Annotated in this window: 13 protein-coding genes; 7 read left to right on the top strand and 6 right to left on the bottom strand. The window is 64.4% G+C overall.

Going from position 1 to position 14,032, the window contains the following annotated elements; all coding sequences use genetic code 11:
* Positions 1 to 47 precede the first annotated feature (47 nt).
* The gene (locus LDZ23_RS18750) at positions 48 to 788 is read right to left on the bottom strand and encodes a TerC family protein (protein WP_008353127.1); all 741 of its coding nucleotides are present in this window, start codon (positions 786 to 788) and stop codon (positions 48 to 50) included.
* Positions 789 to 1,056: 268 nt separating this feature from the next.
* On the opposite strand from LDZ23_RS18750, the gene LDZ23_RS18745 reads away from it, so the two are divergent.
* The 3 genes from LDZ23_RS18745 (at position 1,057) to LDZ23_RS18735 (ending at position 4,530) form a co-directional block, all read left to right on the top strand.
* Positions 1,057 to 2,214: an OpgC domain-containing protein gene (locus tag LDZ23_RS18745; protein WP_008353129.1), complete on the top strand. Its 1,158-nt coding sequence runs from the start codon at positions 1,057 to 1,059 to the stop codon at positions 2,212 to 2,214.
* A 161-nt stretch (positions 2,215 to 2,375) separates the two neighbouring features.
* Positions 2,376 to 2,549, top strand: a complete 174-nt coding sequence (locus tag LDZ23_RS18740) for a DUF1328 domain-containing protein (protein ID WP_008353131.1) — start codon at positions 2,376 to 2,378, stop codon at positions 2,547 to 2,549.
* Positions 2,550 to 2,667: 118 nt separating this feature from the next.
* A complete protein-coding gene (locus LDZ23_RS18735) occupies positions 2,668 to 4,530 on the top strand; it encodes a sigma-54-dependent Fis family transcriptional regulator (protein ID WP_008353133.1) in 1,863 nt (620 codons plus the stop codon).
* On the opposite strand, the gene eutC is transcribed toward LDZ23_RS18735, so the two are convergent.
* Positions 4,527 to 5,285 (bottom strand): ethanolamine ammonia-lyase subunit EutC, encoded by a 759-nt coding sequence (gene eutC / locus LDZ23_RS18730; RefSeq protein WP_008353135.1) that lies wholly within the window; start codon positions 5,283 to 5,285, stop codon positions 4,527 to 4,529. The genes LDZ23_RS18735 and eutC overlap by 4 nt on opposite strands.
* Entirely contained in the window at positions 5,282 to 6,658 is a 1,377-nt protein-coding gene (locus LDZ23_RS18725; RefSeq protein ID WP_008353137.1) for an ethanolamine ammonia-lyase subunit EutB, read from the bottom strand. Before LDZ23_RS18725 ends, eutC begins: the two co-directional genes overlap by 4 nt.
* 145 nt (positions 6,659 to 6,803) lie before the next feature.
* On the opposite strand from LDZ23_RS18725, the gene mnmH reads away from it, so the two are divergent.
* Both mnmH and LDZ23_RS18715 read left to right on the top strand, forming a co-directional pair.
* Complete coding sequence (gene mnmH, locus LDZ23_RS18720; protein ID WP_244808151.1) at positions 6,804 to 7,868, top strand: tRNA 2-selenouridine(34) synthase MnmH; 1,065 nt, start codon at positions 6,804 to 6,806, stop codon at positions 7,866 to 7,868.
* A gap of 29 nt (positions 7,869 to 7,897) precedes the next feature.
* Complete coding sequence (locus LDZ23_RS18715) at positions 7,898 to 8,947, top strand: permease (protein WP_008353139.1); 1,050 nt, start codon at positions 7,898 to 7,900, stop codon at positions 8,945 to 8,947.
* 14 nt (positions 8,948 to 8,961) lie between these two features.
* On the opposite strand, the gene LDZ23_RS18710 is transcribed toward LDZ23_RS18715, so the two are convergent.
* Genes LDZ23_RS18710 through LDZ23_RS18700 form a run of 3 tightly spaced genes read right to left on the bottom strand, consistent with a single transcriptional unit; the run spans position 8,962 to position 11,480 of the window.
* Positions 8,962 to 9,099, bottom strand: a complete 138-nt coding sequence (locus tag LDZ23_RS18710; protein ID WP_167357759.1) for a hypothetical protein — start codon at positions 9,097 to 9,099, stop codon at positions 8,962 to 8,964.
* On the bottom strand, positions 9,077 to 10,078 hold the full coding sequence (gene cydB, locus LDZ23_RS18705; protein ID WP_008353140.1) for a cytochrome d ubiquinol oxidase subunit II: 1,002 nt from the start codon (positions 10,076 to 10,078) through the stop codon (positions 9,077 to 9,079). The genes LDZ23_RS18710 and cydB overlap by 23 nt, the downstream gene beginning before the upstream one ends.
* 4 nt (positions 10,079 to 10,082) lie before the next feature.
* Positions 10,083 to 11,480, bottom strand: a complete 1,398-nt coding sequence (locus tag LDZ23_RS18700) for a cytochrome ubiquinol oxidase subunit I (protein ID WP_008353141.1) — start codon at positions 11,478 to 11,480, stop codon at positions 10,083 to 10,085.
* Positions 11,481 to 11,883: 403 nt separating this feature from the next.
* Here LDZ23_RS18700 and ypfJ point away from each other — a divergent pair, with 403 nt between their 5' ends.
* Complete coding sequence (gene ypfJ, locus LDZ23_RS18695; protein ID WP_008353142.1) at positions 11,884 to 12,756, top strand: KPN_02809 family neutral zinc metallopeptidase; 873 nt, start codon at positions 11,884 to 11,886, stop codon at positions 12,754 to 12,756.
* Between the two features lie 195 nt (positions 12,757 to 12,951).
* Positions 12,952 to 13,965 (top strand): lipopolysaccharide heptosyltransferase I, encoded by a 1,014-nt coding sequence (waaC, locus tag LDZ23_RS18690; protein ID WP_008353143.1) that lies wholly within the window; start codon positions 12,952 to 12,954, stop codon positions 13,963 to 13,965.
* The last annotated feature ends 67 nt before the right edge of the window (positions 13,966 to 14,032 follow it).

Below are 14,032 nucleotides of genomic sequence, written 5' to 3'. Positions count from 1 at the left end.
ATCGGCCGGATGGCGCCGAAACTTTAGCGAACGTCCGCCCGCGCGCGTTACTCGCGAACGCGTCCCTTGGCGCGCCGCGCGAGCATGTTCAGGCCCTCGACCAGCGCCGAGAACGCCATCGCCGCATAGATGTAGCCCTTCGGCACGTGTGTTCCGAAGCCTTCGGCGATCAGCGTCATCCCGATCACGAGCAGGAAGCCGAGCGCGAGCATGACGATCGTCGGATTGCGCTCGATGAAGCGCGACAGCGGACCGGCCGCGAACAGCATCACGGTGACGGCGGCGATCACCGCGACGAACATGATCGGAATGTGCTCGGTCATGCCGACCGCCGTCACGATGCTGTCGATGGAAAACACGAGATCGAGCAGCAGGATCTGGCCGATCGCCGACAGCGGCGTCAGGCTCTTGCCCGACGCGGGGCCGGCGTGTTCGTCGGCGTCGTGCGTGACGTGATGGCGGATTTCCGTCGTCGCTTTCCAGACGAGAAACACGCCGCCCGCGATAAGAATCAGGTCGCGCCAGGAAAAGCCGTGCCCGAACGCTTCGAAGATCGGCGTGGTGAGGCGGACGATCAGCGCGACCGTGCCGAGCAGGCCGAGCCGCATCACGAGCGCGAGCGCGATGCCGATGCGCTGCGTGCGTTCGCGGTGCGCCGCGGGCAGCTTGTTGGTCAGGATCGAAATGAAGATCAGGTTGTCGATGCCGAGCACGACTTCCATGACGACGAGCGTCGCGAGTGCGGCCCAGGCGGCGGGATCGGCGAGAAGGGCAACGAGATAGTCCATGGTTCGGGAGCGTTCGAGATGAGGGCGAGATATTAGCCTGTTCGGCGGGAAAAATGAAATGAACTTGAAAGCTTGCGCCTGATCGAAACCAGCCGGTGACAATCCCCGACGCGAGATGTTGTTCAAACCGACAAATATCGGATTTGAAACGCTTATTTGCATCTGTTCGCGTGATGCACTGCCGCAAATACGGGTAAACTCCAATGCTTTCGCGCCGCGTGTTCGCGGCCGTGTTTAACTGTCGCCGCAAGGACACTGAGCAAGCCGCATGCAGCAAAAATCAAAACGTCTCGTCGAGCTGGACTTCTTCCGGGGACTGGTACTGCTGATCATCGTCGTCGATCATATCGGCGGCAGCATGGTGTCGCGTTTCACGCTGCATGCCTTCGCGCTCAATGACGCCGCCGAAGTCTTCGTGTTCCTCGGCGGCTTCGCCACGGCGACGGCCTACGCGTCGCTCGCGGAGCGCCGCTCCGAAAGCGCGGCGCGCAGGCGCTTCGTGAAACGCGCGTTCGAGCTTTATCGCGCGTTTCTCGTCACGGCGGCGCTGATGCTCGTCGCATCGTTCCTGCTGCGGCCCTTTTTTGGCCACGCGCCGAATCTCGCGCTGCATGACCTGGACACGCTGATGTCGCAGCCGGTTTCCTCGATCGCGGAAATTCTCACATTCGAGCGCCAGCCTTATCTCTCGGCCGTCCTGCCGATGTACGCGCTCTTCGCACTCGCCGTGCCGCTCATGCTGCCGCTCGCGCGCAGCAAGCCTTGGCTGCTGCTCGGTCTAAGCCTCGCGTTGTGGGCGTTCGCGGCGCAGATCGGCGAATTCATGCCGTCCGTCGACGACAATCTGTGGGACTTCAATCCCGCCGCCTGGCAGTTGATGTTCGTGCTCGGCGTGCTGGCGCGCTGCCAGCCGATCTATCAACGCGTGAGCGCGAACCGCTTCGGCTGGATCGTGAGCGCGGGCGCCGTGGCGCTGATCGCCGGCATGGCGTATTACAAGCTGCTCGTGCTGCCGCCGGTGCTGGACAGCGCCTTCAAGCGCGACCTTGCTGGTCCGCGCGTCGTGAATTTCCTCGCCATCGCGTGGATCGCGGCGAATCTGGCGCGCTACGGCGTCGTCAAGGCGGTGGCGACGCGCCTGCCGTGGGTCGGCGCATTGGGACGCGCGGGCATGGTGTCATTCGTGGCGGGAACGGTGATTTCGCTCGTCGTCGATTCGATCCTGTTCACGTTGACCGATGGCCTCATCAACGTGCCTGCCGGACTCGCCGCCGACGCCATCGCGATCGGCGCGCTGCTTGCCGTGCCGCATGTGCATCAGCGGATCTCGAACTGGCTCGGCACCCGTCAGCCGGTCCCGGCGACGGCCGCCGCCGCACCCGCGACGGTCGCCGCAGCCGACAATCGGGGGCGCGGCATACGGTGATCTCTTCGAAGCGGGCAGTCGAACTGCCCGCTTTTTTATCGCGCTTTCATTGCAACTAACGGTCTGATTTTGCCGCCGACTTCGATAAGCACCGCCCGCGAAGAACCGAGGCACAGGTCTTGCAAGCAGTCACCGAATACAACACAAAAATCGGACCTGCCATGCTCAAGCTCGCCATTCTGTTCGCGATCATTTCTGTCGTCGCCGGATTCTTCGGCTTTACGCGCGTATCGTCGGGTGCGGCGGGCATCGCGAAGATCTGCTTCTTCATCTTCCTGATTCTGTTCGTCATATTCCTCGTCGTCGCGATTTCGGCGGGCTCGCTCGTGCTGTAGCGCGGGAAAGCGCCGGGCGCCGTACCGCGTGGTTCCTCGCATCGACCCGCGTGCGGCGACGGTGTTACATTGCCCCGAGAAGACGTTCACGCGACCGTGAATCGAAAAGGAGGAGGCGATGCAGCATGCCATCGGCGCGGCCTTGCAGCCGGCGCAACGCGACGTCATCCGTCATTCGCACGAGCGCTCGGCCACGTTCGGGCTGTGCGAGACGATGCGCCCGGATTACGCCGTGCTGTCGGGCACGGAGCTCGCCGTCAAGCTCGATGAAAGCCGTGCGCTCTTCGCTCACGCGCTGCCGGTGATGGAAACGCTGTACGCGCAGATCGCCAATACGCACAGCATGATCGCGCTCACCGACGCGAGCGGATTGATCCTGCATTCACTCGGCGACGACGACTTCCTCGCACGCGCCGAAAAAGTCGCGCTGCGCGCGGGCGCGCTCTGGAGCGAGGAGCATCAGGGCACGAACGCGATCGGCACGACGATCGCCGAGCGCACGGCCGTCACCGTGCACGGCGACCAGCACTACCTGCGCGCCAATCACTTTCTGACGTGTTCCAGCGTGCCGATCCTCGATCCGCACGGCAATCTCTCCGGCGTGCTCGATGTCACCGGCGACCGACGCGGCTATCACCAGCACACGATGGCGCTCGTGAAAATGTCCGCGCAGATGATCGAGAACCGACTGATCGCGAGCGGGTTCAGCGACGGCCTGCGCATCCGTTTCCATAGCCGGCCCGAGTTCATCGGCACGTTGATGGAAGGCATCGCCGTATTCGATCTCGACGGGCGCCTGCTCTGCGCGAACCGCAGCGCGCAGTTTCAGCTCGGTCTCGAACTCGGCGCTTTGCGTTCGCAGACGCTCGATGCGCTGTTCGGCGAGCGCGTCGATGAACTCATCGCGCGCGCGGGCGATGCGCCTTGCCGGCTCGAACTGCATAGCGGCGTCGCGGTGTTCGCGAGCGTCGATTTTCACGCGCGGAACATGTCGAGCGTCCCGAGCACGACGAGCACGATTCCCGCACGCGAGCGCGCCGGTTCGAGCCTCGCCGATCTCTGTACCGGCGATGCGCAGATGAACGACATCGTCGCGCGCGTGCGCAAGGTCATCGGCAAGAACATACCGATTCTGATCGGCGGTGAAACGGGCGCGGGCAAGGAAATGCTCGCGCGCGCGATCCACGACGATTCGCCGCGCCGCGCGGGGCCGTTCGTTGCGGTGAACTGCGCATCGCTGCCGGAGACGCTGATCGAATCGGAGCTTTTCGGCTATGCGCAGGGCGCGTTCACGGGCGCGGCGAAGCGCGGCGCGATCGGCAAGATCGTGCAGGCGAACGGCGGCACGCTCTTTCTCGATGAAATCGGCGACATGCCGCTCGCGATGCAAAGCCGTCTGCTGCGCGTGCTGCAGGAACGCGTCGTCGAGCCGCTCGGCGCCGCGCGCGCGGTGCCGGTCGATTTCATGCTCGTCTGCGCGAGCAATCGCAAGCTGCGCGAGCGCGTCGCGCAGGGCGAATTCCGCGAAGATCTGTATTACCGGATCAACGGTCTTTCTGTGACGCTGCCGCCGCTTGCCGCGCGCTCCGACCTGCGCGCGGTCGTCGACAAGATTCTGCGGCACGAGCGTTTCGCCGGGCGCGTCGTGTACGTCGACGACGACGTGCTCGCGCTCTTCGCGCGTCATCCGTGGCCGGGCAACATACGGCAGTTGAGCAATGTCCTGCGCACGGCGTCCGCGATGCTCGACGATCACGACACGCATATCCGCATCGAACATCTTCCGCACGATTTCGTCGATGAACTCGGCGAACAGCCCACATTCGATAACGCAACGCCGCCCGCGAACGTCGCGCGTCTTGTCGACATCGAAGCGAGCGCGGTGAGCGCCGCGCTCAAGGCGCACGGCGGCAATGTATCCGCGACGGCGCGCGCGCTCGGCATATCGCGCACGACGCTGTATCGGAAGTTGCGCGTTTAATCGGCTGGCAATTTCGCGTCGGACGCGGGCAACGCGCCGCTGTGATCCTTCAGCCCGACGCCGGTGAGCTTCAGGCGGCGCGCTTCGTTCAGCAGCCACATCAGCTTGAATGCGGCGATTTCGTAGTCGAGTCCTTCGGGCCGCACATTCGATATGCAGTTGCGCTCGGCGTCGTTGCGTCCGGCGCGCGGCGCGTAGGTCACGTAAAGACCGAGGCTGTCGGGCGAACTGAGCCCCGGCCGTTCGCCGATCATTACGACGACGATCTGCGCCCGCAAAAGCTCACCGATGCGATCGCCGAGGGCGACGCGCGCCTGCGTCGCGATCACGACGGGACCGACGTTCCATCCGTCGAGCCGCGCACGCAATGTCGCGAGCAAGGGCGCGACGTGACGTTGCGCGGCGAAGGCCGACAAGCCATCGGCGGCGACGAAAACGATATCGCTTTCGGATGCGTGCGCTGCAAGCCGTTGCGCGCTTTCATCGTTCAGCACGCGGCCCAGATCCGGCCGACGCAGATAGCGATCGCGATCGGGCGCGGCGCTTTGCGCATCGAGCGTATCGAAGCCGGCGGCGCGAACGGCTTCGCGCAACGCGACGGTATCGAGCGGCTGATGCACCGCGTCGCGCGCCTGCGCATGCGCGAGTTCGAATGCGAGCAAGGGCGCGGTCGGCAGGCTGCTGCCCGCGCGGCCGAGCGCGATGCGCGCGTTGGTGAAGCGCCGCAGCGCGTCCCAGGCATCGGCGTTCGTCATGAGTCGATCCAGTCGAGCAAAGGTTGCGTGGGCGCGGCGAGCAGATTGCCGCGGCCATCGGTGACGCGCATCTTCGCGAGCCACGCTTCGAATTCCGGCGCGCGTTTCAGGTTCAGCGCGCGGCGGATATAGAGCGCGTCATGAAACGACGTGCTTTGATAGTTGAGCATCACGTCGTCCGCGCCCGGCACGCCCATGATGAAGTTGACGTTCGCCACGCCGAGCAGCGTGAGGAGCGTGTCCATGTCGTCCTGATCGGCTTCGGCGTGATTCGTGTAGCAGATGTCGCAGCCCATCGGCACGCCGAGCAGCTTGCCGCAGAAGTGGTCTTCGAGTCCCGCGCGGATGATCTGCCGTCCGTCATAGAGATATTCCGGGCCGATGAAGCCGACCACCGTGTTCGTCAGAAGCGGTTGGAAGCGGCGCGCGACCGCGTACGCGCGCGCTTCGCAGGTCTGCTGATCGACGCCGTGATGCGCGTTCGCCGACAGCGCGCTGCCTTGCCCCGTCTCGAAGTACATGACGTTATCGCCGACGGTCCCGCGTTTGAGCGAGAGCGCCGCGTCGCGCGCTTCCTCCAGCAACGCGAGCGACACGCCGAAGCTCGCGTTCGCGCGCTCCGTGCCCGCGACGGACTGGAACACGAGATCGACGGGCGCGCCTTGCTCGATGGCGGCGAGCGTGTTGGTGACGTGCGTGAGGATGCACGACTGCATCGGCACGTCGTAGCGCTGGCGGAAATCGTCCATCATCGCGAGCAGCTTGCCGATGGCGGCGGGCGAATCCGATGCGGGATTCACGCCGATGACGGCATCGCCGCAGCCGTACAACAGGCCGTCGAGCATCGATGCGGCGATGCCCTTCGGATCGTCGGTCGGATGATTCGGCTGCAGGCGCACCGAGAGATGCCCCGGCAGGCCGATCGTCGTGCGAAAGCGCGTGACGACCGGGCGTTTTCTGGCAGCGAGGATCAGATCCTGATTGCGCATCAGCTTGGAAACGGCGGCGGCCATCTCCGGCGTCACGCCCATCGTGATGCGTTCGAGCGCGGCGGTGTCGGTGGTATCGGCGAGCAGCCACTCGCGGAATTCGCCGACCGTCAGGTGCGCGATCGGCGCGAACGCTTCGCGCGAATGCGTATCGACGATGAGGCGCGTGACTTCGTCGTCCTCGTAGGGAATGAGCGGCTCGTCGAGAAACGCGGCGAGCGGCACCTGCGCGAGCGCCATTTTCGCGGCCACGCGTTCTTCCTCGGTGGCGGCCGCGATGCCCGCGAGTTCGTCGCCGGAGCGCCGCGGGCTGGCGCGCGCGAGCAGCGTCTTCAGATCGTCGAAGCGGTAGCGGCGCGCGCCAATCGTCTCGTGAAAGCTCATTGCTTTCCTCTCGGAAGCATCGATTCATGCACTTTAGCCGCTTTCGCGGGCATCGCGCGTCGGTCAAAAAAAGCGCGTCCGGGCCGAAATCCGCCCGCATGCGATAATTTTTCGCTCGATTCAGCCAAAACCCGCCCGCAAGCCCGTGAAAAACCTGCTCGTTCCCATCGATCGCCTGAGCGAGTTCGATGAAATCGTCGACGTCCGCACACCGCTCGAATTCGCCGAGGATCACATTCCCGGCGCGATCAACGCGCCCGTGCTCAGCAACGAAGAGCGCGTGATCGTCGGGACGATGTACAAGCAGGTCTCACCGTTCGAGGCGACGCGCGTCGGCGCGGCGATGGTCGCGCGCAATATCGCGATGCATCTCGACACGATCTTCGCCGACAAGCCGCGCAACTGGCGTCCGCTCGTCTATTGCTGGCGCGGCGGCAAGCGCTCCGGCTCGATGACGACGTGGCTCAACATGATCGGCTGGCAGGCCCGGCAACTCGACGGCGGCTACAAGAGCTATCGGCGCGACGTGATCGAGCGGCTCGGCACGCTGCCCGGACGTTTTCGCTATGTCGCGCTGATCGGCCATACGGGCAGCGGCAAGACGCGGCTGCTGAAGGCGCTCGACGCGGCCGGCGCGCAGACGCTCGATCTCGAAGGACTCGCCGCGCATCGCGGTTCCTTGCTCGGCGCGCTGCCGGGACGCCCGCAGCCGACGCAAAAAGCGTTCGATTCGGCGCTCCTGAAGACGCTTTCGGGCTTCGATCCGGCGAAACCGGTTTTTGTCGAAGCGGAAGGGCGGCGCATCGGATCGATCACGATGCCCGACGCCATCCTCGACAATCTGCACGCGGCGTCGTGCGTGGAAGTCGAGGCGCGGCGCGAGGACCGCATCGCGTTCTTGCTGCAGGATTACGCGCATCTTTTCGACGATCCCGTGTTTTTCAAGGCGCAATTGTCGAAGCTCGTCGCGCTGCATAGCCGGGAGCGCGTCGCGCACTGGCATCGGCTGATCGATGACAACGCGCGCGCGGAGCTTTTCGCCGAACTGATCGACCGTCATTACGATCCGGCGTATGGACGCAGCAGCCAGGCGCTCTATACGAAGCTGCCGCATGCGGCGCACGTGCTGTTCCGTCCGAACGACGCGGACAGCGTCGATCAGGCGAAAGCCTTGCTCGCCCGGCTCGCCGAGACGACGCCCGCGCTCTGATTCAATTTCATCACTCGAAAGAAAAAGATATGACCACGTTTTCACAACCTCGCGTCGCACGCGGCTGGCTGGTATTCCTGCTGATCGCCGTCGTGGGCCTGTTCTACGTGAAATGGTTTCCGTACTACAACCGCGCGTTCGTCGCGGCGAGCCAGCATTCGATCGGCAAATCCATTCTGATGGGCACGTCGGCGAGCGCGCCGGAGCCGTCGTGGCAAGCCGCGCTCGACTACGCGATCGCCTACGGCAAGGCCATCTGGCAGGCGATGGTGCTCGGCCTTCTGCTCGGCTCCGCGGTGCAGGCGCTGATTCCGCCGCGCTGGGTCGCGCGGGCGCTGGGCGAGCACAACTTCGGCAGCGTCGTGAACGGCGGGTTGATGTCCTTGCCCGGCATGATGTGCACGTGTTGCGCCGCGCCCGTCGTCGCGGGGCTGCGTGCGCGCGAAGCGGCGCCGGGCGCGGCCGTCGCCTTCTGGCTCGGCAATACCGTGCTCAACCCGGCGGCGCTGGTTTTCATGGGCTTCGTGCTCGGCTGGCAGTGGACCGGTTTGCGGCTCGTGCTCGGCGTATTGATGGTGTTCGGCCTCGGCTACGCGATCAACCGGATGGTGACGCCGGCGCAGGCGGCGTCGTCGCGTCAGGCGCTTGCCAAGCTGATCGAAGAGGACGAGCCGGGCACGGCGTTTTCGCGCTGGATCAAAATTCTCGGACGCATGACGTTGCGGCTCGTGCCCGAATACATCGTGCTCGTGCTGCTGCTTGGCGCGGCGCGCGCCTGGCTCTTTCCGCACATCGGTCCGGATATCGGCAACGGCATGTGGTGGATCGCGGCGTTTGCCGTCGCGGGCACGCTCTTCGTGATTCCGACCGCCGGCGAAGTGCCCATCATTCAGGCGATGCTTTCGCTCGGCATGGCGACGGGACCGGCCGGCGCGCTCTTGATGACCTTGCCGCCCGTCAGCGTGCCGTCGCTCGCGATGCTCGCGCGGTCGTTTCCGCCGCGCGTGCTCGCGTTCGTGGCCGCGTCGGTCGTGGTGTTCGGGATCGTTGGCGGGGTGATTGCGGCGGCGGTGTTCTGAACGCGCGCGGCGCCTCAATGAATCGCCGCGCCCGCCTTGATCAGCAACTTGAACGGCAGCGCGAGCAGCATCGCGCCGCCGACGCCCGCCATCCACAACGCGACGAACCAGAACACCTTGCGCGCGCGCTCAATGGTAGTGATGTTCGCCATGACGCACCTTTCCTCTGAAGACCCAATAGCCTAGCGTCGTGTAAGCGACGATCACAGGCAGAATCACCGCCGCGCCGACGATCGTGAAGAGCTGGCTCGAACGGGGCGCGGCCGCATCCCAGATCGAAACGCCGGGGAAAATCTCGTGCGGCGACACGCTCAGCACCAGACCCGAGTAGCCGAGAAACACGAAGCCGAGCGCGACGGCAAACGGCCGCTTCTCGTGACGCGATGCGATCGAGCGGCGCATCGCCCACGCGCAAACCGCGACGAGCACGGGCACCGGCAACATGCGATAGAACCACGGCGAATCGAACCAGCGCGACGCGATGCCCGCGTCTTGCAACGGCGTCCAGATGCTGACGACCGCGATCGTCGCGAGTTGCAGAACGGTCAGCGGCCACACGACGCGATACATCCGCCGCTGCAGATCGCCTTCCGTTTTCGCGATCAGCCAGCACGCGCCGAGCAGCGCATAAGTGACGACCAGCGCGCCGCCCGTGAAGATCGAGAAGGGCGTGAACCAGCCGAAGGCATCGCCGGAAAAACGGCCGTCGGCGACCGGAATGCCGTCGAGAAACGCGCCGAGCGCCACGCCCTGAAAGAACGTCGCGCCCGCCGATCCACCGATGAACGCCAGATCCCACATATGCTTCGTGCGCTGCGCCTTCGCGCGGATTTCAAACGACACGCCGCGGAAAATCAGGCACACGAGCATCAGCACGAGCGGCAGATACAGCGCGGACAGCACGGTCGAATAAACCATCGGGAACGCGGCGAACAATCCCGCGCCGCCGAGCACGAGCCACGTTTCGTTGCCGTCCCAGACGGGCGCGACGGTGTTCATCATCACGTCGCGATCGTGCTGATCCGGAAAGAACGGGAAGAGAATGCCGATGCCGAGGTCGAAGCCGTCGAGCACGACGTAAAGGAACAGGCCGAACGCGATGATCGCGGCCCAGGCGAGTGTGAGGTCCATGTTCTTAAGCTCCTTCGATGGACTGATTCGGAAGGCTGAGCGGACGCCGCGCGCTGCCGTCCGACGGCTGCGTCGACGCGCCCGGCAACGCGGGGCCGTGACGCAGCAGCTTCAGCAAGTAGTAGATGCCCGTGCCGAAGACGAAGGTGTAGACGATCACGAACGCGAGCAGCGACACGCCGACTTGCTGCGCCGTGACCGGCGAGACGGCATCGGCAGTACGCATCACGCCGTACACGACCCAAGGCTGGCGTCCGGCTTCGGTCGTGACCCAGCCCGCGAGCAGCGTGATGAATCCGCTCGGACCCATCGCAAGCGCAAAGCGATGGAACCAGCGCGCCTCGAACAGCTTGCGCCTGCGATGCAGCCACCACGCCGCGAACGACATCACGATCATCAGCACGCCGAGTCCGGCCATCACGCGGAAGCTCCAGAACACGAGCGTCGAGTTCGGACGGTCTTCCTTCGGGAATTCCTTCAGGCCGCGAATCTCGCCGTCCCAGCTATGCGTGAGGATCAGGCTGCCGAGATGCGGAATCTGCACGGCGTATTTCGTCGTTTCGGCTTCCATGTCGGGAATGCCGAAGAGATTGAGCGCGGTGCCGCCTTTCTCCGTTTCCCAGATGCCTTCGATCGCCGCGATCTTCGCCGGCTGATGTTCGCGCGTGTTGAGGCCGTGCGCGTCGCCGACGAGCGCCTGAATCGGCGTCAGGGCGAGCAGCAGCCAGAGCGACATCGAAAACATCTTCTTGATGGCCGGATCGCGCCGGCCTTTCAGCAGATGCCACGCGCCGGTCGCGGCCACGACGAGCGCCGCCACGATGAACGCCGCAATCGCCATATGCGCGAGCCGGTACGGAAACGACGGATTGAAGATGATCGCCCACCAGTCGACCGGCACGACATGATCGCCTTCGATGCGAAAGCCCTGCGGCGTCTGCATCCAGCTATTCGAGGCGAGAATCCAGAAGGTGGAGATGAGCGTGCCGATGGCGACCATCAGCGTTGCGCCGAAGTGCGCCTTCGGGCCGACCTTGTTCCAGCCGAACAGCATGATGCCGAGGAAGCCCGCTTCGAGGAAGAACGCGGTCATCACTTCATAGGTGAGCAGCGGCCCGGTGATCGGACCGGCGAAGCTCGAAAAGCCGCCCCAGTTGGTGCCGAATTCGTACGCCATGACGACGCCCGACACGACGCCCATGCCGAACGCGACGGCAAAGACTTTCGACCAGAAGAGACACAGCTCCTTGTAGACCGGCTTGCCGGTTTTGAGCCACGCGCCTTCGAGCACGGCGATGAAACTCGCGAGCCCGATGGAAAGCGCCGGAAAGATGATGTGGAACGAGACGGTGAACGCGAACTGGATTCGGGCCAGATCGAGTGCTTCGGGAGTCGAATGCATGATGACTTGTGCCTTGAAATTCACGCGCGCCCGCAGTCGGGAGCGGTTGTGTCCTGTGCTGATCGAGACGTGCGACGGGCCGGAGCTTAGCTCTGTTTCGAGACGGGTGTTGCGCTGCGTCAGTGAATTGTCATTGCGCGCAAATGCCGCAGTTTCAAGGGTTTAGCACCGCTATCGGATTGATTTCTCGATGATTTCGAGATGGAGATTTAGTGCGCTGCGGCAAGATCGCGCACGCGTTTTCGCGACAATCGACCGCACTGGAATCGCCGCGCGCAAGAGGCGCCGGTTTTGATCGGTTCAGAAAGAACTTTTACGTTGTCGCGGCACGGGACGTGCGACAGGCGCGGTTACCATAATCGCTTTTGACACGCGCGACGTGCGCGTAGGAAGGAGAAGCATCATGCGCCTCGATGACCAGCAGGAAAGTCAGAATGTAGAGGACCGGCGCGGCGGGGGCGGTTTTCGAATGGGCGGCGGATCGATCGGCATCGGGACGATCGTCGTGGCGCTCGCGGCGTCGTATTTCTTCGGCATCAATCCGATGACGATCATCAACGGCGCGCAAGTTCTGCATGGCAACGCGCCGCAACAGCAGGCCGCACCGTCCAATGCGCAACCGGCCAACGATCCCGGCGCCGTGTTCGTGCGCCGCGTGCTCGGCAACACGGAACAGACGTGGCAGCACATCTTTCGCGCGCAGTTCAATCAGGACTATCCGGCGCCGCGGCTCGTGATGTTTTCCGGCGCCACGCAAACCGCGTGCGGCACCGGGCAGGCAGCCATGGGCCCGTTCTATTGCCCGAACGACCGCAAGGTGTACATCGATCTTTCGTTCTATCGCGAGTTGCGCGACCGCTTCGGCGCGAGCGGCGATTTCGCGCAGGCGTATGTGATCGCGCATGAAGTCGGGCATCACGTTCAGAACGCGCTCGGCATCATGAACAAGGTCGATCAGGCGCGCTCGCGAATGTCGCGCGAGCAGGCGAACGCGCTGTCGGTGCGCGTCGAGTTGCAGGCGGATTGCTTCGCGGGCGTCTGGGCCGCGGTCGCGCAGCGCGAGAACGCCAAGCTGATCGAGCCGGGCGATTTCGAGCAAGGCTTGAACGCGGCGGCCGCGATCGGCGATGACCGTCTGCAACAGCAATCGCAAGGTCGCGTCGTGCCCGAGGCGTTCACGCACGGGACGAGCGCGCAACGCCAGCGCTGGCTGCGGCGCGGCATGTCATCGGGCGATGTCGCCCAGTGCGACACGTTCTCGACGCGTTCGCTCTGATCGACGGGCGCGCGTCGCGGCAACCGGACGCTGTGAATTGGTCTATTCTGAAGCCGTCGCAGCGTCCGTTTCCGGATAGTCCTTACAAACGCTGACATCGCGTTCGTCTCAAATTCATTAGAATCGCTGGTTTTCCGGGTTCGGCCCAGCATTGCCGCTGGCCGCGACTCGCACCGGAACATTCTCGTCCCGTTCATGAAGCGAATTCTGATCGTCAAAGTCACGTCTCTCGGCGATATCGTCGAGACGCTACCCGTCGTTGCCGATCTGCGGCGCGCGTTTCCTTCCGCCAAAATCGACTGGGCCGCGGACGCCGCCTTCGCCGATATCATCCGCTGGAATCCCGGCGTCGATCGCGTGCTGAGCGCGCCCTTGCGCAAGTTCAAGAAGGCGCGCAGCTGGAACGATCTGAAGGAGATCGGCGCGTCGATCGGTGAGTTGCGCGCGGAAAAATACGACGTGATCGTCGATATTCACGGTGTCTACAAGAGCGCGATCATCGCGTTCATCGCGCGCGGACGGCGGCGTTACGGGTATCTGAATCAGGATCTCGGCGAGCGCGGCGCGGCTTTCGCGTACAACGCGCGCTTCGGTCCGCGTCCGCTCACCGATGCCTGGCGCGGCATGCGCGTGAGCGTCGCGGATGCGCTCGGCTATCGTCTGGAAGACCCGCCCGACTTCAACATCCGCCTGCCCGCGCCCACCCGCGAACTGAACATTCCGCGCGACGCGCGCATCGCGATGCTGTTTCATGCGACGTCGGCGGACGTGAAGAAGTGGCCGCAGTCGCATTGGGGCGAAGTCGGCCGCTGGCTGACCGCGCGCGGTTATTCGATCGCGCTGCCGTGGGGAACGGAGCGCGAGCAGGACGAGGCGCGAGCCATCGCCGCGCTCGTGCCGGGTGCGACCGTGCTGCCGAAGCTGTCGGTCGTGGAATGCGCCCACTGGATTCAGGCGTCTGAACTCGTTGTCGGCGCGGATACCGGGCTCGTGCATCTCGCGCACGCCCTGCAGCGCCGCACCGTGATGTTGTTTGCCGCGACCTCGCGAGAGCATTTCGGCGTGAATGATCCCGGACGGTCGGTGTCGATCGGCGAAGAGGGCGCACCTCCCGACGTGCCGCAAGTGCTGGCTGCCATCGAAAGCGTGACGAATTCGCCGCAAAAACCCGTTCCTCATTCGGCCGAATCGGGCGCTACGGTTCGCTGAACATGAGTCGCAGCGAAACTTTGTGCGCATAAACTCATGCGACGCTTGGCCCGGTAGAAAATCCATC

The organism is Caballeronia zhejiangensis (assembly GCF_022879815.1).
GTDB classification, from domain to species: domain Bacteria; phylum Pseudomonadota; class Gammaproteobacteria; order Burkholderiales; family Burkholderiaceae; genus Caballeronia; species Caballeronia zhejiangensis.
Note: the sequence above shows the minus strand (reverse complement) of the source record. Positions and strands in the feature narration are given on the sequence as shown.